We start from the raw sequence: 24,616 nt of genomic DNA, 5'->3' as shown, positions 1-24,616 counted from the left end.
CTGAGGTGGTTTGGCGTGAAAAAAACTGTAAAACATAGTGTGATATTACTGGGTGTAGGTGCTTTGTTGTTCAGTTTACAAGGCTGTCAAAGCACACTTGGGTTGGTGAAAAAAGATAGTTCACCGAGTTATGCAGATATTAGTACGCCAACCAGCAAGTTTAAGCGTGACAAGAAAAAAGCGGCTGAAATTCGTGTAGAGATTGCAGCTGAATATTTACGCACAGGCGATTTAGATGCAGCGAAACGTGCGCTCGATGATGTGTTTCAAGAGACCACTCGCAACGTGCGTGCTAATATGCTTATGGCAGTCTTGTTGCAGCAAGAGGGTAGCCCTGAGAATGTAGTGAAAGCTGAAGAATATTTTAAACGTGCGATTTCGATTGACCCTCAAGATGCACAAACACGTAACAATTATGGGCGTTATCTGTTTCAGTTAGGGCGCTATAATGACGCGCTTGAACAACTCAAGCTTGCAGGCTCAACTTTAGGGTATGAGCAGCGTGGAATGGCACTGGAAAATCTGGGCCTAACCTATTTAAAGCTGGGTGATGCACCAAATGCTGAAAAAACATTCAGACAAGCCCTGCAAGTAAATCGAAATTCTACAGTTTCGATGTTAGAGTTGGCAGAAATTTTTTACCTGCGTCAACAGTTTGCACTGGCAACAGAAGCGTATGGTGATTATGTGCGATTGGTTGGTGATAAAAACCAAAGCGCACACGGTCTATGGGTTGGTATTCGCCTTGCTCGCGCCAATGGTGATAATATGAGCAAGCAGGTTTTGGTTAACCAATTGCGGGCTTTGTTCCCCGATAGCCAAGAATATCAACGTTATTTGCAATTACAGTACAGTACTGAGGCGGTATGGAAGTAAATCCAAATTCACAGCAATCGACGGGTACATCAGCAACCCCTAATACTTTAGGCAACGTTCAGCGTCCAGGTGAATACTTACGTCATATCCGCCTTGCTCAAAAACGTGAATTGGCTGATGTTTCAAAAGCTTTGAATATGCCGATAAAAACTTTAGAAGCGCTAGAAAGTGATGATTATAAATCATTGCCTGAAGCAACGTTTATTAAAGGTTATTATCGTATATATGCCAAATACTTAAATGTCGATGCTTCGGCAATTATTCAGCGTTTTGATGAAATCTATGCCAATGACACAGGTTTATTGCCAAATCACGCCTTAAAAGATTCACCGATTAAAATCATGGGCAAACTGCCTGGTTCAAACAGTGATCGCAATAAAAAATGGCTAAAACGCATTGTGATTGCCATTGTGGTGATTTTTGTATTATGGCTCGTGGTGTTAGGCTTGCAAAAATGGGCAGCCAAAAAACAGCCAGCAGCTGCGGCAAACCCACAATCGAATACACAGGTAATTTCTTCTGTAGATCAAAATACAGCAACAACGGGCGATCAGCTCAATTTGAAATTCTCACAGCCGACTTCAGTCAATATTGTGGACTCAACAGGTAAAGTATTGGCAACAGGTCGTCAGGCTGCAGATTTAAGCCTAAAAGGCGTTTCACCATTTCAGGTACGTCTTGACAATGCCAGTGCTGTGACTTTAACCCTAAATAATGAATCTATTCCTTTGGCACCTTATACGGTAAATGGTCAGGCAGACTTCCGTTTATCACGTTAATGCAACAGAGTTGACCAAGTCATGATCGAAAATCCAATTAAACGCCGTCCAACACGTAAAATCCGTGTTGGTTCTGTGTATGTGGGTGGTGATGCACCAATTACGGTGCAAAGTATGACCAATACCGAAACCTGCGATGTCGATGCAACTGTGGCGCAAATTGAGCGCTGTGTACAGGCAGGTGCAGACATCATGCGTGTTTCAGTACCTTCAATGGAGGCTGCTGAAGCCTTTGGTGCTATCCGTAAACGGGTACAAGTGCCTTTGGTTGCCGATATTCATTTTGACCATAAAATTGCACTGGCTGTTGCTGACTATGGTGCAGACTGCCTACGCATTAACCCGGGCAATATTGGTTCAGATCAAAAAGTACGTGAAGTTGTGGCTGCGGCGAAGCATCATGGTATTTCGATTCGGATTGGGGTCAATGCAGGTTCTTTAGAGAAAGATTTGCAGAAAAAATATGGCGAACCGACAGGGCAGGCATTGCTTGAGTCGGCACTGCGCCACATTGATATTTTAGATCGTTTGGACTTTCAAGAGTTTAAAGTCAGTGTAAAAGCATCAAATGTGTTTTTAACTTTGGATGCTTATCGTTTATTATCTCAACAAATTGATAATCCGTTACATTTGGGTGTGACCGAAGCGGGGATTTACCGTACGGGTACAGTCAAGTCTGCAATTGCTTTGGGTGGTCTGCTGCTGGAAGGCATTGGTGATACCATGCGTATTTCCTTGGCGGCTGAGCCTGAAGATGAAGTCAAAATTGGTTTTGATATTTTAAAATCACTTGGACTTCGTTCAAACGGGATCAATTTTATTGCGTGTCCAAGCTGTTCGCGTCAGGAATTTAATGTCATTAAAGTGATGCAGGCACTGGAGCAACGCCTAGAAGGTATTCGCACACCAATGGATGTTTCGGTAATTGGTTGTAAGGTCAATGGACCTGGTGAAGCCAAGGAAGCCGATATTGGTGTGGTTGGGGCAAGCCCTCGATCATTGGTCTATCGAAATGGTGAGAAAAGTCATCTTATTTATACCGATCAGTTAGTTGACGAAATTGAAACAATGGTTCGTCAACGTGTTCAAGAGCTTGAAGAAGCTAAAGCTAAAGAGATTATTCGTAGTTCATCATGAGTTCAATTGTCGCAATTAAAGGTTTTAATGACGTTCTTCCTTCGCAAACGCCTGCGTGGAGACGTCTGGAGCAGCATCTTGCATCATTAATGGATGCCTATGGCTATCAACAAATCCGTTTGCCGATGGTTGAACATACGGGTTTGTTTAAACGCGCTATTGGTGATGCAACCGATATCGTTGAAAAAGAAATGTATACCTTTTTCGACAAAGGCAATCCGCCAGAGTCGCTGACTTTACGCCCTGAAGGAACGGCAGGTTGTGTACGCGCCATGCTTGAACATAATTTGTTGCGTGGAGCGACGCCGCGCGTGTGGTATATCGGACCAATGTTCCGTTATGAAAAACCACAAAAAGGTCGTTACCGTCAGTTTCATCAGTTTGGTGTGGAAACCTTTGGGGTAGCAACGCCAGATATTGATGCTGAACTGATTTTAATGACTGCACGTTTGTGGCAGCGTATGGGCGTTTCCGACAAAGTTCAGCTTGAGCTGAATACTTTGGGCGAAATGGATGAGCGTAACGAATACCGTAATGCATTGGTTGAGTTTTTGACTGCGCATAAAGACGAGCTTGATGAAGATTCTCAGCGCCGTTTAAGCACCAACCCACTACGTATTTTGGATTCGAAAAACGAGCGCACTCAGCAAATTCTGGAAAATGCACCGAAACTGCATGACTTCCTAAAAGAAGACACTATGCAGCACTTTGCACAATTGCAGCAGTATTTAACTGATGCAGGTGTGAAGTTTGTGATTAACCAGAAACTGGTTCGTGGTTTAGATTATTACAACAAAACCGTATTTGAATGGACAACCACACATTTAGGTTCACAAGGCACAGTCTGTGCAGGTGGACGTTATGATGGTCTAGTGGGACAACTTAAAGGGAAAGCAGACCAGTCTGTGCCTGCGGTTGGTTTTGCCATGGGTATGGAGCGTTTGTTGCTGTTGCTTGAACAGGTTGAACAAACACAAATCACTCGTGATTGTGAAGTGTTCTTACTTGCCGATCCTGCTTGTCAAGGTAAAGCACTGGTGTTGGCAGAACAATTACGCAATCAGCTTGAAGCTTTAAACAGCTCAATTCGTGTGAAAACAGGCTCTCAAGGCAGTATGAAAAGCCAAATGAAAAAGGCAGATCAATCTGGGGCAGTTTTTGCCATGATTTTGGGTGAGCGTGAGTGGGAAAATCAGCAAGTCAGCCTCAAAACATTGGCAACGGCAGAACAAGTCGAGCTAAAAATTGCGGACATCGTGCCATTTTTAATTGAAAAATTTGCTGAATAAGCTGCATAGGAAAGTCAGAAGGACAGTCACATGAGTGCACTAACACAAGAAGAGCAACTCGATAATCTAAAATCACTGAGCAAGAAATATGGTTCTGCCGCAGTCAGTGGTATTCTGGTTGCATTGATTGCATTTTTTGGCTGGAATTACTGGCAGAAAAAACAGCTCCATAGTGCGCAAAATGAAACCGCACGTGTTCAGCAACTCATGGATGAAGCACAGAGTTTAACAGGTGATCCAAGTGCATATAACAAACTTGCGCCATCTGCTGACACAGTTCTGAAAAAGAATCTGGACTCTGTGCAGGCGATTCAAGCTGAATTGGTCATGTCTAAAGTGGCATTTGACCAAGGCAACTATACTGCGGCAGAACGTGAACTGAAAAAAGTACAAAATGCGAAGGTTGACGACGAAGGCTTACTTCAGTTGGTTAACCTACATTTGGCCTATACACAAGCAGCGCAGAAAAAATATGATGATGCTTTAAAAACCTTGGATCTCATCAAAGTTCCAGCGTTTAAAGCATCAGCAGATGAAGCACGTGGTGATATTTACGTTGCAAAAAATGATGTTGCTCAAGCACGCAAAGCGTATCAAAGTGCATGGGATGCCATTGTTGCGCGTAAACAAGAACGACAAATTTTACAAATTAAACTCGAAAGTGTTGGCGTTTTAGTGAATGATCCTGATATCGAACGCCCAATTTTGAAAACACAAGTGGATGAGTCTTAAATGAATAAAAAATTTACCGTACCGTTTGCGCTAACACTTGCAGCTGTTGCTTTGGTGGGCTGCTCTAGCAATAAAACTAAAGTGGAAGAAATTAAACCCAATAAACTTCCAAAAATAGTGCAAGCGAAAACTTTAGTTCCTGTATTTTCTGAGCATGTCACCCAAACCAATAAAAATGATCCATTGCGTTTACAAATGGGTGCAGACAATGGCGTAATCTTTTTGGTAGATCCAAAAGGTTATGTCGAAGCCTACAAAGGCAAACAGCGCCTTTGGTCAACCAAGCTCACCAAAAAACATGGCTTAAGTGCGGGTGTGGAAGTTGGTGAAGGCATTGTGGTTGCAGGCAATGAAAAAGGCGAGTTGTTTGCACTCGATGAAACTTCGGGACAAATAAAATGGGCCGCTCAGCTTTCAGGTGCGATTATTGCGCCATCACATATTCAGGCAGGACGTGTGATTACAGTCAGTAATGATGGTAATGTCTACGCACATGATGTCAGCACAGGTCAGCAGCTTTGGACCTACCGTTTACCGAATGTCTCATTTAGCTTGCGTGGCCGCGCAGCACCTGTCATGCTCGATCCAAACAATGTACTGATTGCAACTTCAAATGCATATGTTTATATCATTGATGTCATTAGTGGTGTACCACGCTTGCAACGTCGTGTTGCAGTTGCGGAAGGTCGCTCAGACGTACAGCGTTTAAATGACATTAATGGCGACCCAGTGATGATGGGCCAGTATATGGTTACGACCAGTTACCAAGGGCAGGTTACCGTGACTGATCTTGCACAGCAACAAGTGCTGTGGAATCAAGATGCCAGCAGTAACCAGCGTCCCGAAGTGACACAAAATAAAGTCTTTGTCAGCACGACCGATGGCAAAGTGATTGCTTATGATTTAATAAGTGGTCAAAAACTTTGGGAAAATACACAGCTTTTACACCGTAATCTTAGTAACCCAGTGATGTTGGGTTCTGACCTTGTGGTTGGTGATTATGAAGGTGCTCTTAGCCTATTAGACCCAAATACAGGTAATTTGATTGGTCGTTCCAATACCAAGGGACAGGTCACATTTTTACGTGTGATTGACAACCAACTTTATGTTTCAACTCAAAAGGGCGCGTTAAGCGTTTGGCAGAATCGTTAATTTATGAAACCCGTTATTGCGCTGATTGGGCGTCCGAATGTCGGAAAATCAACGTTATTTAACCAGATAACCAAAAGTCGTGACGCACTGGTTGCTGACTTTGCTGGTCTGACTCGTGACCGCAAATATGGTGATGCAGCTTATCAAAACAAGTCGTTCATTGTAGTCGATACAGGGGGTATTGGTGAAAGTGAACAGGGCATTGATGCCTATATGGCAGAACAGTCCAAAACAGCCATTCACGAAGCAGATATTATTATCTTCGTGGTGGATGCGCGTGCGGGATTATTGGCGTCTGATGAACAAATTGCACGTGAATTGCGTACTTTAGGCAAGAAAGTTTTCTTGGTTGCCAACAAGGTCGATGGCGTACATGCTGAAGCTGCCGTAACTGAATTTTTCAAACTTGGCTTTGGTGAACCACTACATGTTGCAGCGAGTCATGGTCGCGGCGTCTCTCAGATGCTCGAAGATGTGCTGGTTGATGTGCCTGAAGATGAAAATCCTGAAGAACACGACAAAGCAACAGGTTTGCGCCTAGCGATTATTGGTCGTCCCAATGTGGGCAAATCGACACTGGTCAACCGCTTGTTGGGTGAAGACCGAGTGGTCGCATTTGACCAACCAGGAACAACCCGAGATTCTGTATATATTCCATTTGAACGAGATGGTCGTCAATACACATTGATCGATACTGCGGGTGTACGTCGTAAAGGTAAAGTAGATGAAATGATTGAGAAATTCTCGGTCGTTAAAACTTTACAAGCCATGAAAGACGCACATGTTGTTGTGGTTGTTCTGGATGCACGCGAAGGCGTGGTTGAACAAGATTTGCACTTGATCGGTTATGCGCTTGAAGCAGGTCGTGCCATGGTAATCGCCATTAACAAATGGGATAACATGACCGAGTATGATCGTAAACAATGTAAGTTGGATGTAGATCGTCGTTTTGACTTCATTCCTTGGGCACGTATTCACCTGATTTCAGCTTTGCATGGTACTGGTGTTGGTGAGTTATACCCATCGATTCACCGTGCGTATGAGTCGGCGAATCTTAAAGTTTCCCCTGCGAAATTGACCCAGATTTTGAATGATGCAACTGAAGCGCATCAACCGCCAATGATCAGTGGTCGTCGTATTAAAATGCGTTATGCGCATATGGGCGGGCAAAACCCACCAACCATCGTGATTCACGGTAACAAGGTTGATAAGACGCCTGCTGACTATCGTCGTTACTTGGAAAATGTGTTCCGTAAAGTGTACAAACTTGAAGGTACGCCTGTTCGTATCGACTTTAAAACTTCAGAAAACCCGTTTGAAGGTCGTAAGTCGCAGGTGGATGAACGTGTTGCAGCGCGTCGTCGTCGTTACGTTCAGAAATTCAAGAAAGCGGAAAAGAAATTTAAGCGTTAAGCCATCATATAAAGAGCTATCTTCGGATAGCTTTTTTGTCAGAAAGCTCGGAATAAACTGAGTGATTGCTTAAGGCATAAAAATATCAGGTTATCATCGAAATATCATACTTATTTCAGACAAATAACAGTCTGGTTCCAAAAATTCAGGTTTTAATTACATCAAATTTTAAGCTAATCATCATGGTATGCTTGGGTTAAGTCGATATGCTTATAAGTTCATCACCATGTCTAAGATAAAGGTTTATTTGCAGTTGCTGTCCCGACTTGCTCTGCAACAACCTGATGCTTTTGAGCATCGGGCGGCATTTAAGCAGTATCAGCAACAACTAATTTATGCCTATCGAGCAGAGATCTTGGCACGGCAGCTCAACGTTACTGAACAGGATTTGCAGTTTGATAAAACTGAGCATGGCAAACCCTATTTGGGAAATTATCCTGAACTGGCATTTAACCATAGTCATGGCCGTGAGCATTATGCGTTGGCAGTGAGTCAGCAGGTGCAAGATGTCGGTATTGATATTGAATCATTACAGCGCAAGGTGCGTTTTCAGGCACTGGCTGAACATGCTTTTCACCCCGAAGAATATCAGCACTGGCAAGCTACAGGGCAAAACCCTGAATACTGGTTTCAGGTCTGGACAGCCAAGGAAGCAATTTTAAAAGCCTGTGGTCTGGGTATCCGTTTGAGTTTAAATACCTTAAATACCCAAGCTGTGGCAGGACAGCAACAGGGGTATTGTCAGCATCCTGAATTGGGGCAATTTTCTTATCAGCACATGATTTGGAATGATGCGCTGTGTACTGTGGCATGGCGGGATCGTGAGGGTCTAAGCCCTGAGATTGGCTATATTCAACCATAAAAAAACAGCATCCGAAGATGCTGTTTTTATTTAAGTCGAAATCGAAAATGAGCAATTATTTATGTTCATCTTCAAATTCAGGTTTTACTTGTACAATAAAGTCCTGACGATTCAAACCACGCCACACGGCATAGGCAGTCGCGATATAAATCGAAGAATATGTTCCTGCAAATACCCCGATAAACATCGCCACAGAGAACCAGCGCAGACCTTCACCGCCCATAACTAGCATGGCAACAACGACCAGTAACAAGGTTACAGAGGTGTGTACAGTACGGCGCAAAGTTTCAGTCAATGCAATATCGACCACTTCACGCGGTGATGCGCCACGAATCTTACGGAAGTTTTCACGGATACGGTCAGACACCACGATGTTATCGTTGAGTGAGAAGCCAATTACCGCCAGTACTGCCGCCAAAGTCGTTAGGTCAAACGGCCACTGCATCAGCGCAAACACCCCTAAAATCACCAAGATATCGTGAAATAGGGAAAGAATTGCACCCACAGCCAGTTTGAACTCAAAGCGAATGGTCACATAAATCAGCATCAGTACCAGTGCAAGTGCTACCGCACCCGCAGAGCGAACATACAGCTCATTACCTACCTGACCGCCGACAGAGTCGACTTTGTGCAGGGTTGCAGTGTTATTTGGCACTTGGACTGCTTTGGCCAAAGTATTGCTTAAATCATCTACTTTGACTTTTTGCACAGGCATACGAATCAACAGATCCTTATTACTGCCAAGGGTTTGTACCACTGCATGTTGAAAACCTGCCGATTCAAGCGATTTAATTACCTGATCCTGATCAACCGCTTGTTGATAGGTGACTTCTGCAGCAATACCGCCGGTAAAGTCCAAACCTAAGTTTAGACCACGAAAGGCAATAAAGAAGATACTGGCAATGGTAATTAAAATTGACGCGAAGGCAGCAGGTTTGCTGATCTTCATGAAGCCAATAATGCGTTCATTGTCAGGGCGACCGTATTGTTTTGATTTAGGTTGAGTCACATTGGTCATCATAGATCTCCTTAAATGCTCAACTTTTTCAAGTCACGGCTTTTGCCATAAATTAATTGCACAATGGCACGGGTCACGGTAATTGAGGTAAACATTGAGCAGACAATACCGATCATATGCGTTACCGCAAAACTTTTGATTGGGCCAGAACCGATGGCGAACAAAATGAACGCAACAATAAATGTGGTCAAGTTCGAGTCGAAAATGGTGTTATAGGCACGCTCATAACCTGCCACAATGGCTTGTTTGGGCGAGGCCCCCCATTTGATTTCTTCTCGGATCCGCTCACAGATCAAGACGTTGGCATCCACCGCCATACCAATGGTGATGATAATACCTGCAATACCTGGAAGCGACAGCGATGCGCCAATCCAAGACATGACCGTCAGAATCATGGCAATGTTAATCACCAGTGCAAAGTTGGCAATCACACCGAAGACACGGAAGAACACCACCATCCAGATCGCAACCAGAATAAAACCGACTTCAGTCGATAGAATCCCTTTGTCGATATTTTCTTGACCAAGGCTTGGGCCGACCACACGCTCTTCGACAAAGTACATTGGCGCTGCAAGAGCACCTGCACGTAGCATCAAGGCAAGCTCAGAAGCTTCCTGTGGTGAACTTAAACCCGTAATACGGAATTGTGAACCCAAAACTTGTTGTACTGTTGCTGCGTTAATTACCACAGACTCGGTATATGGTGTACGAACTTCAGTTTGTGCACCTGTTTTCGGATCTTTTACGTAAGCAATTTTTTGTTTATTTTCAATAAACAATACTGCCATACGTTTACCCACAGCACTGCGGGTTGCATCCGACATCAGTTTACCACCTGCGCTGTCGAGGGTAATGTTCACCTCTGCACCGCCTGTGTCTTGGCTCAAACCAGAAGTCGCATTTTGAACACGTTCACCAGTGAGGATACGGTTACGGTTAAGCAATAACTGACGACCACTGTCTAAAGACTGGTAAGCAAACAGTTCTGTACCTGGAGGTAATGGCTGACCATTATATTTACTTGTATATGGGTCAATATATTGGTCATTCTGGTCAGATACCAGACGGAATTCCAAGTTAGCAGTACGGCCTAAAACACGTTTTGCTTCAGCAGTATCCTGAACACCAGGCAGTTCCACCACAATACGGTTGTTGCCTTGGCTTTGAACTACTGCTTCTGCTACACCTAACTCATTAATACGATTACGTAATGTGGTTAAGTTCTGGTTGATTGCATAAGACTGGATTTCTTGTTTTTTCGCATCGCTATAGGTCAAGTTCAGCGTTGAACCTGTATCTGTTGCCAATGCTTGCAAGGTATAGTCTGGGTTATTGCGGCGCAAGAAACTGGTCGCTGCATCACGGTCATCATTGTTGGCAAACTGGATGTTAATCACGTTGCCATTGACAGCAAGGTTATTAAATTTCAGTTTGTTATCATGAAGTTGACGGCGTAAATCAGTTGCCGAAGTTTCCATACGTTGAGATAACGCTTTGTCCATGTCCACTTCAAGCAGGAAGTGAACCCCACCACGTAAGTCCAGACCCAGTTTCATTGGCTTGGCGCCAATTTTTTGTAACCATGCTGGTGTGGTTGGTGCAAGGTTTAACGCAACAACGTATTGGTCGCCAAGCGCCTGACGCAACACATCTTTGGCTTTTAACTGGGCATCTGAGTTTGAAACACGCAGTAAGGCAGCATTGTTGGTAAAGCTGTTGTCATGACTGGCAATATTTTGGCTTTTTAAAATTTGCTCTGCTTTTTGCAAGACCGACTGGTCAATGTTGGTACCAGCCTTCGCCCCTGAAATCTGAACCGCTGGTTCATCTGGGTATAAGCTTGGCAGTGCGTATAATGTACTGATAATCAAAACCACGATAATCAGCAAATATTTCCATGCAGGGTAACGCATTTGCTATCTTCTTAAAATGAGAAAGCCGTGCGATTGCACGACTTAAGGAGAAAATTAAAGACTATTCAGAGTGCCTTCTGGTAATACTGAAACGACACTTGCACGTTGAATCTTGATTTCATTGCCACGGCTTAGCTCAACCACAGCATAATCACCTTCAAGTTTGAGGATACGTCCCATCAAACCACCTGCAAAAACCACTTCGCTGCCCACACCTAGACTTTCAACCAGAGTACGGTGTTCTTTGGCACGTTTTGATTGTGGACGCCAGATCAAGAAGTAGAAAATTGCAACAAATACGATGATCATCCCGACATTGGCAATCATGCTTGGTTGTTGTGCAGCGCCGCCTGCGGCATATGCTGTAGAAATAAACAGACTCATTTGTGTTTCCTAATAAAAATAAAATTTACTGACTTATTTGAGCAATTTACCTTGTCTTGCTCTCTAGCGCAAATATTGCGAATTAGTCGGCTGGGCAAGCTGGAACTTCTAAACTACGACGCTGGTAGAAGTCTTCGACAAAGGCATCAAAAGTACCTGCATCGAGTGCATCTCGCATGGCTTGAGTCAAGCGTTGGTAATAACGAAGGTTATGAATCGTGCCCAACATTGACGCAAGCATTTCTCCACATTTTTCTAAATGGAACAAATAAGCACGGGTAAAGTTTTGACAAGTATAACAGTCACAGTGTGGGTCAAGCGGGCTTTGGTCATGACGGTATTTACTGTTACGAATACGGACCAAACCATCAGTGACAAAATAATGTCCATTGCGTGCATTGCGGGTTGGCATGACGCAGTCGAACATGTCGACACCACGGCGCACCGCTTCAACGATATCTTCAGGTTTACCGACACCCATTAAGTAACGTGGTTTATCTGCTGGCATTTTGTTTGGTAGATAATCCAGTACTTTAATCATTTCTTCTTTTGGTTCACCGACAGATAGACCACCGATGGCATAACCATCGAAATCAATCTCTAAAAGACCATTTAAAGATTCATCGCGCAGGTCTTCGTACATGCCGCCCTGAATAATACCGAACAAGGCATTTTTGTTGTTCAGTTTATCATGATGATGGGTTTTGCAACGCTTTGCCCAGCGCAGTGACAACTGAAGCGATTTTTGCGCTTCGTCATGCGTGGCAGGGTAAGGGGTACATTCATCAAAAATCATGACAATATCAGAGTTCAATGTGTGCTGAATTTCCATCGAAATTTCAGGTGATAAAAACACTTTTGAACCATCAATTGGTGAACGGAAGGTGACACCTTCTTCTTTAATTTTGCGCATTGCGCCTAGACTAAACACCTGAAAACCGCCCGAGTCAGTCAGAATCGGTTTATTCCATTTAATAAAGTCATGTAAGCCGCCGTGGGCTTTAATCACTTCTAGGCCTGGGCGTAAATACAAATGGAAGGTGTTGCCTAAAATAATTTGGGCTTGAATTTCTTCAATGTCACGCGGCAACATGCCTTTGACTGTGCCGTAAGTGCCCACAGGCATAAACACAGGCGTTTCAACCACACCGTGTTCCAAGGTTAAACGACCACGACGGGCGCGACCCGATTGAGTTAACTTCTCAAACTTCATATAACATCCAAATCAAGGCGAAAAAACAGTTCGCTGATTGTTCAAGCTAAAAGAGGACTATTCTCCCTGATTCTGTATATAAACGCCAGTTTTGTGATGTATGGAACTGTTAAATTCATTCATAAAATATGAAGAAAAATCATCATGGATGAGGATTGAAAATCTAAATGATTTGTACTCTATGGCTGTAATGATTTGTTGCGTTTTTTATTAAATTTTAATCAACAAGCATAGACTTATAAAAATTATAGATTGTTCTTATATAAAAATTAAAGGATGAAGATTATATGAATGAACAAAAAAATGGCAATTTTATAAAGCACTGGTTGAGACAACCAAAGCGATTCCTTGGAAAGTGGATTGGGAAACCCAGGAATTTAGCTATATTGGCCCACAAATTGAAGACATTTTAGGTTGGACACCCGATAGCTTTAAAACAGTACAGGACTGGATTGACCTTATGCATCCTGAAGATCGGGAGTCTACACTCAATGTGTGTATGGCCTTGTCTAATAAAGGAACAGATCATGAAGCTGATTATCGAGTGTTCAACTAAAAGGGAGATTATGTCTGGATTCGTGATGTCGTGCATGTACTTCGTGAAAATAACAAAACTACAGCCTTGATCGGGTTTATGTTTGATGTTTCAGAACGTAACGACTTGAACTAGAGTTCGAACAACTCAATAAGCGCAATCAGGAGCTTTTATTACAAGATCCTTTAACGCAAGTCTCTAATCGGCAAGCCTTAAAAGAACGCCTTGAGCAAGAATTTAAACGGGCACAGCGTAATGAGCGCCCCCTTTCGATTTTGTTTATCGATATCGATCATTTTAAAAAGTACAATGATGAATATGGACACTTGCAGGGTGATTATTGCCTGATTGCAGTGGCGCAGTTATTAAAACAAATGTTTAGTCGAGTCTATGATTTTGTGGCACACTTTGGTGGTGAGAAATTTGTGGTGATTTTGTCAGAAACCTCACAGGAAGAAGCCATTCGTCTAGCTGAACATTTTAGAAAAGCAGTCAATTGTATTGAAATGCCGCTGATCAGTGCAGCCAAAGCTCCTAAAATTACGGTGAGTATTGGGGGCAATACTCACGGACAAACTCAGCAATACCTCACAGTTGAAAGCTTTATCCGTTCAGCCGATGAATTGTTGTATCTGGCCAAAGATCAAGGTCGAAATCAGGTTCGATATCATTTGCCCTGATCACCAGATAGCCCATCATCGTACTGATGTTAAAAGTTGGGGCGGTAGCTGTATGACTGATTCATAATTGGATCACGAAATGGGCGAATGGGTTTTTTCGACAAAGTCATCGTATTAATCATATTATTCGGGAAGACTTCAATCTGGTTATTGAAGGCTTCCACGTTACGGTTAAAAATACTAATTGCCGCACTGACATTTTCATTTTGCTCCTGAATTTCCTGCATCATTTGACTGTACAGATGATCGGCTTTAAGTTCAGGGTAATTTTCGACCACAAGGTTTAGATTGCGTATCAACTCTTGGTTGAGTTGTTCAATATGCTGTAAATGTGAAGTGTCAGTGTGGTGTAGATTCAAATTCATGATCTGTTGGCGTAGTTCAGTCACTTTTTCCAGCGTGCTTTTTTCAAAATGAGTATATTGGGCAAGGGTTTGCTCAAGATGATCCAGTGTTTTGACTTTCTGTAGCTCAAAGTTCGCCACTTCTGCCCATGAACGTTGTGTCGCATTTAGATAACGCACAATATTATTGCGGATCATGATTCCCCAAACGATCAGCACAATAAAAAAACCGAAAAAGACAATAAAGCCAAACATGAATAGAATCCTATAAAAATTATGATAATAGTTTGAGCATATGTTCTTTGAATAAATTGTATTCCAGCATGCCCAGCGTTCTTAGATGTCCGCGTAAGTGAGAAATCTCTTGAATCTCGACCTGTTTGCTTTGTAGTCGAAACAAGTCTTGTTCCCCTAAATAACATACAATACTTTCGCGTGGGTGAAACAGTAAATCTCCTGTAAATTTCTCAAAAAAATCATACAGTTTTAATGTGAAACTCGGAGTGATATGTTTGGCAGTCTCATGTGCATCGCAGCCATAAATATCCAGTTTACGGTTGGTCTGAATATCGCTGGTTTCCCATTCCTGGATATAAGGCGGGAAAAAATCATTGCCCGTATTGCTAATCGCTAACCCCAGCACAGGTGCATCAAAGATAAATGCACCCCATTGGCGTTTGTTAATTTTCCGAATCACATTGCGCTCGCCGCGCTGGTTGGTGGTCGCAACCTCAACAATATAATCATACTGAAAAATAATCACAGGGTAGCGTTGCCCGTCATGTAACCATGTAGTTGACGCAAAGTAATCCAGTCGATTGACTTCAGTGCCTTTGGAAAATAGTGGAAACATGGCTTTGAGCTGTGCCAGCACTGAAAAGGTTCTGCTCGGATCAGTAAAGTTGTCAGGGAGTTTTTGAAAGTGTAAATTGTACCGCAGGCTGAGCATGCGTTCACGTAAAAACTGAATCACTTCATCAATCGGTTTTTGGCTTTCATGAATGAGATAAGCCCAGAAACCTAAACCAACGCTTGCCAGTAGTGTAAAAAAGAATGGAAAATAATGATGCAGCAAACCGCCTAAAATCAGTACCAGAACACTGGCAATCACCAAAAACATGGGCAATACATTATAAAAGCGTAAATCGCGATCTTCACCCCAAGGATGTAACGCATCCAGCAGTTCATCAGGCGTTTGAGCTTTCTGTCCAATATCCCACAGGCGCGCTACATTACGCATGACTTGCTGATTTTTCTTGCGCTGAATATGTAGGATTTGCTGGAGGGCATCCATCGGCATGGTGATACAACTCAAATTGAACAGCGCTATTTTAACCATTCTTTATGTTTTTTGTAATCTATAAAAAAAGGCTACTTGAAGTAGCCTTTTAGTCTCGTTTAATAGCGTTATGCACGGTCAATCAGCATGGCATCGCCATAACTAAAGAATCGGTATTGCTGTTTCACTGCGTGTCGGTAGGCATTTAAAATATTCTCTTGATTCGAGAGTGCTGAAACCAACATCAACAATGTTGACTCAGGTAAGTGGAAGTTAGTAATTAAACGATCTACTACACAGAACTGATATCCAGGATAAATAAAGATTTGTGTATCGCCTGTCCAAGCGTCAATTTTTCCACCATGGGCTTGAGCCGCACTTTCAAGGGCACGGGTTGCAGTGGTTCCCACCGCAATGACTTTATTACCACGAGCTTGCGTTTCACGAATCAGATCAACAGTGTGCTGAGGTACATTGCACCATTCGCTGTGCATAATGTGGTTTTCGATATTGTCAGTACGTACAGGCAGGAAGGTACCTGCACCCACATGTAGAGTCACGAAACTTTTTTGTATGCCTTTTTGTTCTAGCTCAGCCAAAAGCTGCTGGTCAAAGTGCAGGCTTGCAGTGGGTGCAGCAACACTGGCGAGTTTATTGGGGTCATGAAACACGGTTTGATAACGCTCGGTATCAATTGCCTCGGCTTCACGGTTAAAGTACGGTGGAATCGGTAACTGACCATAACGATCGAGTACGGTGAGGATCGGCTGCGAAAATTCCACAATAAATAAGTTTTCATGACGTCCTTGAACCGTCACTTTGACTTCATCTTCACCGATAAACAGCTCTGCACCAGCTTTAGGGGAGTTGCTGGCTTTAATGTGGCAGTGCGCAACAAATTGATCTTGCATGCGCTCAACCAACACCTCAACTGCTCCGCCAGTAGCGCGTTTGCCTTTCAGGCGGGCTTTCATGACTTTGGTATCATTTAGAATCATTAAATCGCCAGGATTGAACAGTTCTAAAATATCGGTAAAACAGTGATCTTGATATTTTCCGTCGGCATGTAAATGCAATAAACGTGATGAAGTACGTGACTGAAGCGGGTAACGGGCGATCAGATGATCTGGGAGTTCAAAGTTAAAGTCAGAGAGTTGCATAGCCAAAATCTGGAAAATAGATTGCAGCTATTATAAACTTTTTTCTTTTTATGGTCGATTTTGCTGAAAAAAACACCAAAGTATCAATTGTTTGTTTTAAAAGTGAGCAATGGTGTAGAAATGGCGTTGACACATTTTAAAAATAGGATAATATACACAGCGTAAACCAGCCATACTTAATCCCGAGGTGGTGAAATTGGTAGACGCGGTGGACTCAAAATCCACTGTTCGAGAGAACGTGTCGGTTCGAGTCCGACCCTCGGGACCATAAATCTGGTACCAAGATTTAAAAAACCGAAGCCAAATGCTTCGGTTTTTTTTGTTTATAAAAAATATAAATTTATATTATTCCAATAGAAAAGTATTTAATTGTTGACTGGTTTTTTACCTTTAAATTTATTTTTTGCTAATCAAAATAAAAATACCCAGAGCGGATTTTTGCTGCCTAAAAATATAATCGTGAAGCAAGCTAATCTTTGCGATTCCCCACATTGGATCTACTGATCTCTAAAGAACAGCTAAAACTGCTCTTGCTCAGTTTTTTTGTACTAAAGACAGTCTGTTTGATCATCGGGTGAGGTGGCTTTGGCAGCCGATACATTCATTGAGAGTTTTTGTGAATGAGTAGAAAATTTTTGATTCAATTTTATGTCATGTTTTCTTAATCTGGCAGGCTTATTTTTGCTCCAAATTGACGGTTACTTTTTTCATGCATACAGTTTTCTGGAATTTTTGAGTGAAATGTGTTGCGAATTTTCATCACAATAATTTGCAATTGACTTTCTTTTAAAATTAGTGATCTAGTTGGCAAAAAAATGAGCATAGATAATTTTGAAAAAAGCAAAAAACCTTATGATTTATATAGCTATGATCGAAAGGTATTGGTTACAAAAAAATAAAATGATTTAATGTTTGTTTTAGAAAAATGACTTTAGTGTGTTATTTTGTTAATTGGGAACGGGGTTTTCATTAAGGTAATACTTGAAAACAATGCCAGTACGGATGGATATGTGAGGCGAGGCATGCAGCCAAAATTGTTAGAACTCAACCAAGCCGATCAAATGAGTGATTGTAAGCTGTCCTTATTATTGGGGGTTACTAGCTCGCGCAATCAGATCGACATTTTTTTGAAAATGGCACGCCGTTTACTCAATGTGGAATTTGCCGCTTGGGCATTTCATCATGAACCTTATACTTGGTTTGTTACCCAACAAGGCTTTCAAGCTTATCCTGCAAATCCTGAATTGGCAGCTCAACTGCAAGCCTGCTATACCAAAGATGCTGTTGTCATTTCTCCAAAACATCCAAACTATTCAAAATTTTCAGAACACTTGAAACATCATTTTTTTGATCATCAGCGGTTGCTTGCATTAAATCTGGTGGTGAATCAAAACAGTATTGGTCAACTGGTGTTTTTTGATCAGGTCGCAGATGAATTTCATCCTGAGGACATTGAACAGATTGAAGTGTTATTGGAAGCTATGCTGGGCTATATCGAGCTGAAATTTGAACATACCGAACTTAAAGAAGCCTATGAGCAGCTTTCAGCACTGAATTATAGCCGTACCAAGTTTTTTCAAATTATTGCACATGATTTGCGGGCCCCTTTTCATGGCTTACTGGGCTTTTCCGATGTTTTAGCCGAAGAACTCGATACTCTAGATCATGCCAGTATTCAAAATATTGCCAGTTATTTGAATGACACGGCCAAGTCCACTTACAATCTGCTCGAAAACCTGCTCGACTGGGCGATGGCCGAGGGCGGGCATTTTGTTTATCATCCAATTAATTTTAAGCTCAAACAGTGCAGTCATATTGTCATGGATGTGCTGAGCAGCCTCGCTTTGAAAAAGACAATCCGCTTAGTAGATCAGGTTCCTGATGATATTCGAGTGTTTGCTGACATTAATATGTTGACCTCGGTGCTACAGAATTTAACTTCAAATGCTTTGAAATTTTCACCTGTTGATGGCACGGGCCAAGTCACGATTAGCGCTTGTGTGCATGGGGAACAGATTCAACTATCTGTAACCGATACAGGCTTGGGTATGACTGAGCAGCAGGTGCAGCATGTATTTGAGCCACGCATTAAAACCTCGCTAAAAGGTACGGCAGGTGAGCGTGGAACGGGCTTGGGTCTGGTGCTGTGTAAACGCTTTGTTGACTTAAATCATGGTGAAATTCGGGTCATTTCCAAAGAAGGTCAGGGCACAACTTTTACGGTGATCTTGCCGAAAGCCCAAGATGAACATAGTGCATTAGCATTACACCAAGATCAGTTGGCTGCGCACTAAAAAAGCTCACTTTTATTTTCCAAAAGTTTATTTCTCCTGCTATAACTAGCTTAGCTATAGGGGAAATATGCTGATCATGAATCACGATCAATTACAAAAAACACTTCACGCCAGTCAATACGCAGAACAAGTCTTGGCACAGTATGCTGAGCAATTACAGCAAGATGACCAAGATCATCCTTTTCATCAGACTTTATCAACCACAGAAATTTTTGCTTATGTTGAGCAAACGCTTGCAGGTATCGATGATGAAATTCAATGGATGCGTCAGTTAAGAATTTTACGTGCCCGTCTGATGTTTCGCTGGATTTGGCAAGACGCTAACCAACAGACTACCGTGCCACAACTTACTCGTGAACTTTCCGATTTTGCTGATGCCTGTATTTGTGCTGCCAAAGCCTTTGCGCTGCCAGCGTTATTGGCAAAATATGGTGAACCGATGGGTTATGATGGTCAGGTACAAGATCTGATCGTGATCGGTATGGGCAAGCTCGGTGCGCAAGAACTGAATTTATCCAGTGATATTGACCTGATTTTTGCCTTCGATGAGCAAGGTGAAACCAATGGGCGTAAATGTATTGAAATACAGCAGTTCTGTATTTTATGGGGGCAAAAGCTGATTTATCTGCTGGATCACATAACCGCAGAAGGTTTTGTGTTTCGGGTAGATATGCGCCTACGCCCGTGGGGAGATGGTTCGGCACTCGCGATTAGTCATGTCGCCTTAGAAAAATACCTGATTCAGCATGGACGTGAGTGGGAACGCTATGCGTGGATTAAGGCGCGAGTCATTACGGGAGAAAAAGGCGATAGCTTAATGACAATGACCCGTCCTTTTGTGTTCCGTCGTTATGTTGACTACAGTGCCTTTGAAGCCATGCGTGAAATGAAACAGATGATTGAACGTGAGGTGGCACGCCGCAATATTCACGATGACATCAAGCTGGGCGCAGGCGGTATTCGTGAAATTGAATTTATTGTGCAGGTGTTTCAGCTGATTCACGGTGGTTCAAAACTGGAACTGCAAGACCGTACCTGTTTGACTAGCCTTGAGCATATTGGGGCAGTGGGTTTACTTGAGCCACGCATTGTAAGTGACCTTGAAGATGCCTATCTGTTTTTGCGTCGGGTAGAACATGCGATTCAGGCACTCAATGATCAGCAAACCCAAGCACTGCCTGTTGAGCCTGCACTGCGTCAGCGTATGGTCGAAACTTTGGGTTATGCCACATGGGATGAGTTTCTCGATGTGCTAAACCAGAAACGTGACAAGGTCAGCTTGCAGTTTAAAAACCTGATTCGGGAAAATGAATTTGATCAGCATGATGCGGATAGTACTGAACTCGAGCAACAGTTACTTGCTGTACTGGATGATGATGCACAAAACCTGATTCATGAATTCTGGCACGGACATGCCATTAAAAAATTACCTGCCAAAGCGGTTGAACGTTTAAAAGCTTTTTGGCCGCCACTGATTGCTGCAATTTTACAAGCTGAGCAGCCACAAGTGGCATTGCTGCGCCTGATGCCGCTGATTGAGTCGGTGATGCGCCGTACCGTGTATTTGGTGATGCTGATTGAAAATAAAGGGGCGTTGCAGCGCTTGGTGAAAATGTCAGAAGTCAGTCCGTGGATTTGTGAGGAGCTGACGCATTATCCCGTACTGCTGGATGAATTCTTGTCGATGGACTTTGAGCTGCCACGCCGTGTTGACCTGGAAGCTTCCATGCGTTATCAGTTATTGCGCATTGAACTGGATCAGGTGGAAGACCTGATGCGTGTGTTGCGTTTATTTAAGAAAAGCCATGTATTGGCAGTTGCTGCCAGTGATGTCCTTGCCGAAAGCCCGTTAATGAAAGTCTCTGATGCCCTGACCGATATTGCTGAAGTCTGTGTCGAAGCTACCTTACATCTGGCATATGAAATGGTGGCGCAAAAGCATGGTTATCCTGTCACGCAAGATGGTCAACGCTGCTCGATCGATCAAAAAGGTTTTATTGTAATTGGGTATGGTAAGCTCGGCGGGATTGAACTGGGCTATGGTTCAGATTTGGATCTGGTGTTTATTCATTATCTGGATGAACAGGCCGATACCGATGGACGTAAATCAATTAGCGGTTTTGAGTTTGCTTTGCGTGTCGCACAGAAATTTATGTCGCTAATGACCACGCAAACTCTTGATGGTCGTGCCTATGAAATTGATACACGCTTGCGCCCTTCAGGTGAAGCTGGAGTGCTGGTGACCAGCCTGAAAGCTTATGAGCAATATCAAATGAAAAGTGCATGGCTTTGGGAGCATCAGGCACTGGTTCGTGCGCGTTCTATTGCAGGGGATTTGGGTTTAAGACAGCAATTTGAGCAGCTTCGCTGTGAAATTCTGACGCAAAAACGAGATGAAAGTGAAGTTCAGACTGAAGTCTTAAAAATGCGGCAGAAAATGAAAGACCATTTAGGCTCAAGCAAAGAGCAAAAAAAAGATGGGATTTTTCATTTAAAACAGGATGCAGGTGGTATCGTTGACATTGAATTTATGGCACAGTATATGGTGTTGGCATGGAGTGGGACGAAGCCCGATCTCGCCCATTTCTCTGACAATGTCCGAATCCTTGAAGATGCTGCGCGGTTAGATTGCTTACCCAGCCAAGATGCGCAGGCTTTGATTCAAGCTTATCTCAGTGAACGAGCCGAGAGCCACCGTCTAGCACTTGCAAACAAAAACATGCAAGTTCAAGCTGCACAATGGCGCGACACCCGCGAGATCGTTTGCAAGTTATGGCAGAGATTAATTGATCCAAGCGCACAAGCCTTGGACAGTGAATAATGATGTGAAAATTTGGAGTGTGTGCCGTGAATTTGGCTGATCGTGATGGTTTTATTTGGCAAGATGGAAAATTAGTAGATTGGCGTGATGCAAAAATTCACGTCTTAACCCATACATTACACTACAGTATGGGTGTGTTTGAAGGTGTCCGTGCCTATGAAACACCAAAAGGAACTGCGATTTTCCGTTTAAAAGAACACACCAAACGTTTGCTTAACTCTGCAAAAATTTATCAAATGAAAGTTCCATTTGATCAGGCAACGTTAGAGCAAGCGCAAATCGATGTAGTACGTGAAAATAAATTGGCTTCTTGCTATTTACGTCCGCTTATTTGGATTGGTTCAGAAAAACTTGGTATTGCCGCAACTGACAATACGATTCATGCCGCAGTTGCAGCATGGGGCTGGGGTGCATACCTTGGTGAAGAAGCGATGGCGAAAGGCATTCGCGTAAAAACCTCTTCATTTACGCACCACCATCCAAACGTGACTATGTGTAAAGCAAAAGCATCTGGTAACTATACTTTATCGATTCTTGCGCATCAGGAAGTGGCTCATTCAGGCTACGATGAAGCAATGTTGATGGATCCACAAGGTTACGTGTGCCAAGGTTCTGGCGAAAACGTGTTCTTGGTGAAAGATGGTCAATTGCATACTCCTGATATTGCAGGCGGTGCGCTTGATGGTATTACCCGTCAAACGATTATTACCATTGCCAAAGATTTAGGTATTGAAGTGATTGAACGTCGTATTACCCGTGATGAATTCTACATCGCTGATGAAGCATTCTTTACAGGTACTGCTGCTGAAGTGACTCCGATTCGTGAATACGATGACCGTCAAATTGGTGAAGGTTGCCGTGGTCCAATCACTACGTTAATTCAACAAACTTACTTTGATGCGGTTCAAGGTAAAAATCCGAAATACGAACACTGGTTAACTTATGTAAAATAAGTCGAATCAGTTAAGATAAGGGCGAAACTTCGGTTTCGCTTTTTTTATGTGAGTGGAAAAATCAGTATGCATGTGGTGTATATCAGTGATGGTAAGGCGGGGCATCGTTCCCAAGCCTTGGGATTGTATCTGGCGATGCAGCGTCAACATGCGAACAGCTCTTTTCAGGAAATCTCGATTGCTGATTTGCCGATTTTGAGTTTGATGGGTGCGATTTTTTCTCGGCAGTGTGTACAGGTTGAGCAAACGCCGACCTTTATTTTTGGTGTCGGGAGCCATACCCATTTGCGCGTGTGGCTCATGGAGAAAGTTTACCCACATGCCAAAACCGTGATTTTAATGAAACCAAGTTTACCTCTTAGTTGTTTTGATTATGCTGTGATTCCCGAGCATGATGCTGTGCCTGCATCGGACCAAGTGATCGTGACCCAAGGTGCGTTAAATCCGATCGTGAATCAGCAACGTCATCAAGCCAACCGAATTTTGATTGCTTTGGGTGGTTCATCCAAACGTCATGGATGGAATACTGAAAAGGTGCTGTTAGCGATTAAAAATATTACCGAGCATCAGCCACAAGCAACGATTATTTTAACCACTTCACGCCGTACTCCGAGTGATTTTCTAACTCAATTACAACAACAACCTTATGCGGCTCAGCTACAGATTTTCCCTGTAGAACAAACGCCACAAGGCTGGATTTTTGAAGAAATGCAAAAAGCCGAAGCGGTTTGGGTGACTGAAGATAGTGTATCGATGCTGTTTGAAGCGCTGACCGCAGGTTGTCGTGTTGGGTTGATTGAGATTGATCGGCTCAAGCAAGACCGTATTACGCAAGCCGTTGATGGGCTGTTACAAAAACAATTTGTCTCCTCGACAACCCATTTAGAACAACTGCCTGCGGCAAGCGCTTTTAAAGAAGCAGAGCGTGTGGCAACATATTTACTTCAATCTTGTTAGGTTAACCATGTGATTTATTTGGCTCTGATTGTGCTGCTTGCGGTGATGGCATTTAGTTATAAATATGCGTGGTGGAAACCTGCAATTGATTGGAAACGTCCGCGTGTCTTGATGTATCACATGGTGCGTGAGCATATTGATGGCGCAAAATTCAATAAACTGCGTGTGACTCCTGCCGAATTTGAAAAGCAAGTGGCGTGGATGAAAGCTCAAGGTTTTCATTTTGTCACCATGCAGGAACTTCAGCAGGACTGGGGCAAACATCCTGAAAAAACCGTGGCGATTACTTTTGATGACGGCTATCTGGATAACTTGGAAAATGCCTATCCGATTTTAGAAAAATATCAGGCCAAAGCCACGATTTATGTGGTGGTTGACCGTCATGACCGCGACTGGTCGACCTATAAAAAAGCCCATCATAATAGTGGCGAACTGGCACGTGAGCCTAAATTGAGTGATCAGCAAATTCAGTTTCTAGCCCATAGTGGTCGTGTGGAAATTGGTTCACATACCATGACCCATGCCAACTTAGACAAGTTGACAGATAAAGAATGTTTGCAAGAACTGGTGCAATCGAAACAACAACTCGAACAGATGATTGGGCAACCTGTGACCAGTTTTGCTTATCCTTTTGGGATTTATAGCCAGCGTGATGTTGAACTGGCAAAACAGGCAGGTTATTGCAATGCCGTGACCACTAAAGAAGGCATTGATACTGCACAGCCTGATTTTATGCAGTTACAGCGTATCAAGATTAGTGGTAAAGATTCGATATTTGCAGTGAAATGTCGCCTGAAACTGGGTCAGCGCGGGCTATAAGAGAGA

21 protein-coding genes, 1 tRNA gene and 1 pseudogene are annotated in these 24,616 nt (G+C 43.0%); 16 read left to right on the top strand and 7 right to left on the bottom strand.

Annotated elements, in window-relative coordinates; translation table 11 throughout:
• Positions 1–15: 15 nt before the first annotated feature.
• The 8 genes from pilW (at position 16) to F975_RS01665 (ending at position 8,240) form a co-directional block, all read left to right on the top strand.
• On the top strand, positions 16–876 hold the full coding sequence (pilW, locus tag F975_RS01700) for a type IV pilus biogenesis/stability protein PilW (RefSeq protein WP_004749751.1): 861 nt from the start codon (positions 16–18) through the stop codon (positions 874–876).
• A complete protein-coding gene (locus F975_RS01695) occupies positions 867–1,655 on the top strand; it encodes a helix-turn-helix domain-containing protein (RefSeq protein WP_004749749.1) in 789 nt (262 codons plus the stop codon). Before pilW ends, F975_RS01695 begins: the two co-directional genes overlap by 10 nt.
• Before the next feature lie 21 nt (positions 1,656–1,676).
• Entirely contained in the window at positions 1,677–2,792 is a 1,116-nt protein-coding gene (gene ispG / locus F975_RS01690; protein WP_004749748.1) for a flavodoxin-dependent (E)-4-hydroxy-3-methylbut-2-enyl-diphosphate synthase, read from the top strand.
• Positions 2,789–4,081 (top strand): histidine--tRNA ligase, encoded by a 1,293-nt coding sequence (gene hisS / locus F975_RS01685; protein WP_004749747.1) that lies wholly within the window; start codon positions 2,789–2,791, stop codon positions 4,079–4,081. The genes ispG and hisS overlap by 4 nt, the downstream gene beginning before the upstream one ends.
• Positions 4,082–4,111: 30 nt before the next feature.
• On the top strand, positions 4,112–4,813 hold the full coding sequence (locus tag F975_RS01680) for a YfgM family protein (protein WP_004749745.1): 702 nt from the start codon (positions 4,112–4,114) through the stop codon (positions 4,811–4,813).
• Positions 4,814–5,965, top strand: coding sequence for an outer membrane protein assembly factor BamB (bamB, locus tag F975_RS01675; protein WP_004749744.1), 1,152 nt, complete (start codon positions 4,814–4,816; stop codon positions 5,963–5,965).
• A gap of 3 nt (positions 5,966–5,968) precedes the next feature.
• Positions 5,969–7,378 (top strand): ribosome biogenesis GTPase Der, encoded by a 1,410-nt coding sequence (der, locus tag F975_RS01670; protein ID WP_004749743.1) that lies wholly within the window; start codon positions 5,969–5,971, stop codon positions 7,376–7,378.
• A gap of 226 nt (positions 7,379–7,604) precedes the next feature.
• Positions 7,605–8,240, top strand: a complete 636-nt coding sequence (locus F975_RS01665) for a 4'-phosphopantetheinyl transferase family protein (RefSeq protein WP_034425565.1) — start codon at positions 7,605–7,607, stop codon at positions 8,238–8,240.
• A 55-nt stretch (positions 8,241–8,295) separates the two neighbouring features.
• On the opposite strand, the gene secF is transcribed toward F975_RS01665, so the two are convergent.
• From secF to tgt, 4 genes are all read right to left on the bottom strand, one after another.
• Positions 8,296–9,261, bottom strand: coding sequence for a protein translocase subunit SecF (gene secF / locus F975_RS01660; protein ID WP_131381281.1), 966 nt, complete (start codon positions 9,259–9,261; stop codon positions 8,296–8,298).
• Between the two features lie 8 nt (positions 9,262–9,269).
• Positions 9,270–11,171, bottom strand: a complete 1,902-nt coding sequence (gene secD / locus F975_RS01655) for a protein translocase subunit SecD (RefSeq protein WP_004749740.1) — start codon at positions 11,169–11,171, stop codon at positions 9,270–9,272.
• A gap of 54 nt (positions 11,172–11,225) precedes the next feature.
• Entirely contained in the window at positions 11,226–11,555 is a 330-nt protein-coding gene (gene yajC / locus F975_RS01650; RefSeq protein WP_004749739.1) for a preprotein translocase subunit YajC, read from the bottom strand.
• An 82-nt stretch (positions 11,556–11,637) separates the two neighbouring features.
• The gene (gene tgt, locus F975_RS01645) at positions 11,638–12,768 is read right to left on the bottom strand and encodes a tRNA guanosine(34) transglycosylase Tgt (protein WP_004749738.1); all 1,131 of its coding nucleotides are present in this window, start codon (positions 12,766–12,768) and stop codon (positions 11,638–11,640) included.
• Positions 12,769–13,123: 355 nt separating this feature from the next.
• On the opposite strand from tgt, the gene F975_RS15985 reads away from it, so the two are divergent.
• Together F975_RS15985 and F975_RS15980 are read left to right on the top strand one after the other, a co-directional pair.
• The gene (locus F975_RS15985; protein WP_004749737.1) at positions 13,124–13,324 is read left to right on the top strand and encodes a PAS domain-containing protein; all 201 of its coding nucleotides are present in this window, start codon (positions 13,124–13,126) and stop codon (positions 13,322–13,324) included.
• Between the two features lie 212 nt (positions 13,325–13,536).
• Positions 13,537–13,983: pseudogene (locus F975_RS15980) on the top strand (GGDEF domain-containing protein); the annotation flags it as partial.
• A gap of 29 nt (positions 13,984–14,012) precedes the next feature.
• Here the strand turns inward: F975_RS15980 and F975_RS01635 are convergent.
• The 3 genes from F975_RS01635 to queA form a co-directional block, all read right to left on the bottom strand.
• A complete protein-coding gene (locus F975_RS01635; RefSeq protein ID WP_004749735.1) occupies positions 14,013–14,582 on the bottom strand; it encodes a LemA family protein in 570 nt (189 codons plus the stop codon).
• Positions 14,583–14,601: 19 nt separating this feature from the next.
• Positions 14,602–15,627 carry a hypothetical protein gene (locus F975_RS01630; protein WP_004749734.1) on the bottom strand — a complete coding sequence of 342 codons (1,026 nt, stop codon included), beginning with the start codon at positions 15,625–15,627 and terminating at the stop codon, positions 14,602–14,604.
• Positions 15,628–15,734: 107 nt separating this feature from the next.
• Positions 15,735–16,766, bottom strand: coding sequence for a tRNA preQ1(34) S-adenosylmethionine ribosyltransferase-isomerase QueA (gene queA / locus F975_RS01625; RefSeq protein WP_004749733.1), 1,032 nt, complete (start codon positions 16,764–16,766; stop codon positions 15,735–15,737).
• 181 nt (positions 16,767–16,947) lie between these two features.
• Here queA and F975_RS01620 point away from each other — a divergent pair.
• The 6 genes from F975_RS01620 to F975_RS01595 all read left to right on the top strand — a co-directional run bounded on the left by F975_RS01620 (position 16,948) and on the right by F975_RS01595 (position 24,610).
• Positions 16,948–17,034: transfer RNA gene (locus F975_RS01620), tRNA-Leu, on the top strand.
• 754 nt (positions 17,035–17,788) lie between these two features.
• Positions 17,789–19,060: a sensor histidine kinase gene (locus F975_RS01615; RefSeq protein ID WP_004749732.1), complete on the top strand. Its 1,272-nt coding sequence runs from the start codon at positions 17,789–17,791 to the stop codon at positions 19,058–19,060.
• 76 nt (positions 19,061–19,136) lie between these two features.
• Complete coding sequence (gene glnE / locus F975_RS01610) at positions 19,137–21,881, top strand: bifunctional [glutamate--ammonia ligase]-adenylyl-L-tyrosine phosphorylase/[glutamate--ammonia-ligase] adenylyltransferase (RefSeq protein ID WP_034425645.1); 2,745 nt, start codon at positions 19,137–19,139, stop codon at positions 21,879–21,881.
• 26 nt (positions 21,882–21,907) lie between these two features.
• Positions 21,908–22,834, top strand: a complete 927-nt coding sequence (locus F975_RS01605; RefSeq protein ID WP_004749729.1) for a branched-chain amino acid transaminase — start codon at positions 21,908–21,910, stop codon at positions 22,832–22,834.
• A gap of 66 nt (positions 22,835–22,900) precedes the next feature.
• Positions 22,901–23,791, top strand: a complete 891-nt coding sequence (locus tag F975_RS01600; RefSeq protein ID WP_004749728.1) for an ELM1/GtrOC1 family putative glycosyltransferase — start codon at positions 22,901–22,903, stop codon at positions 23,789–23,791.
• Between the two features lie 45 nt (positions 23,792–23,836).
• Positions 23,837–24,610 (top strand): polysaccharide deacetylase family protein, encoded by a 774-nt coding sequence (locus F975_RS01595; RefSeq protein ID WP_416201875.1) that lies wholly within the window; start codon positions 23,837–23,839, stop codon positions 24,608–24,610.
• The last annotated feature ends 6 nt before the right edge of the window (positions 24,611–24,616 follow it).

The sequence above is a fragment of the Acinetobacter brisouisimilis genome (assembly GCF_000368265.1).
Taxonomy (GTDB): Bacteria; Pseudomonadota; Gammaproteobacteria; order Pseudomonadales; family Moraxellaceae; genus Acinetobacter.
This window is presented reverse-complemented; position numbering and strand designations above follow the sequence as displayed.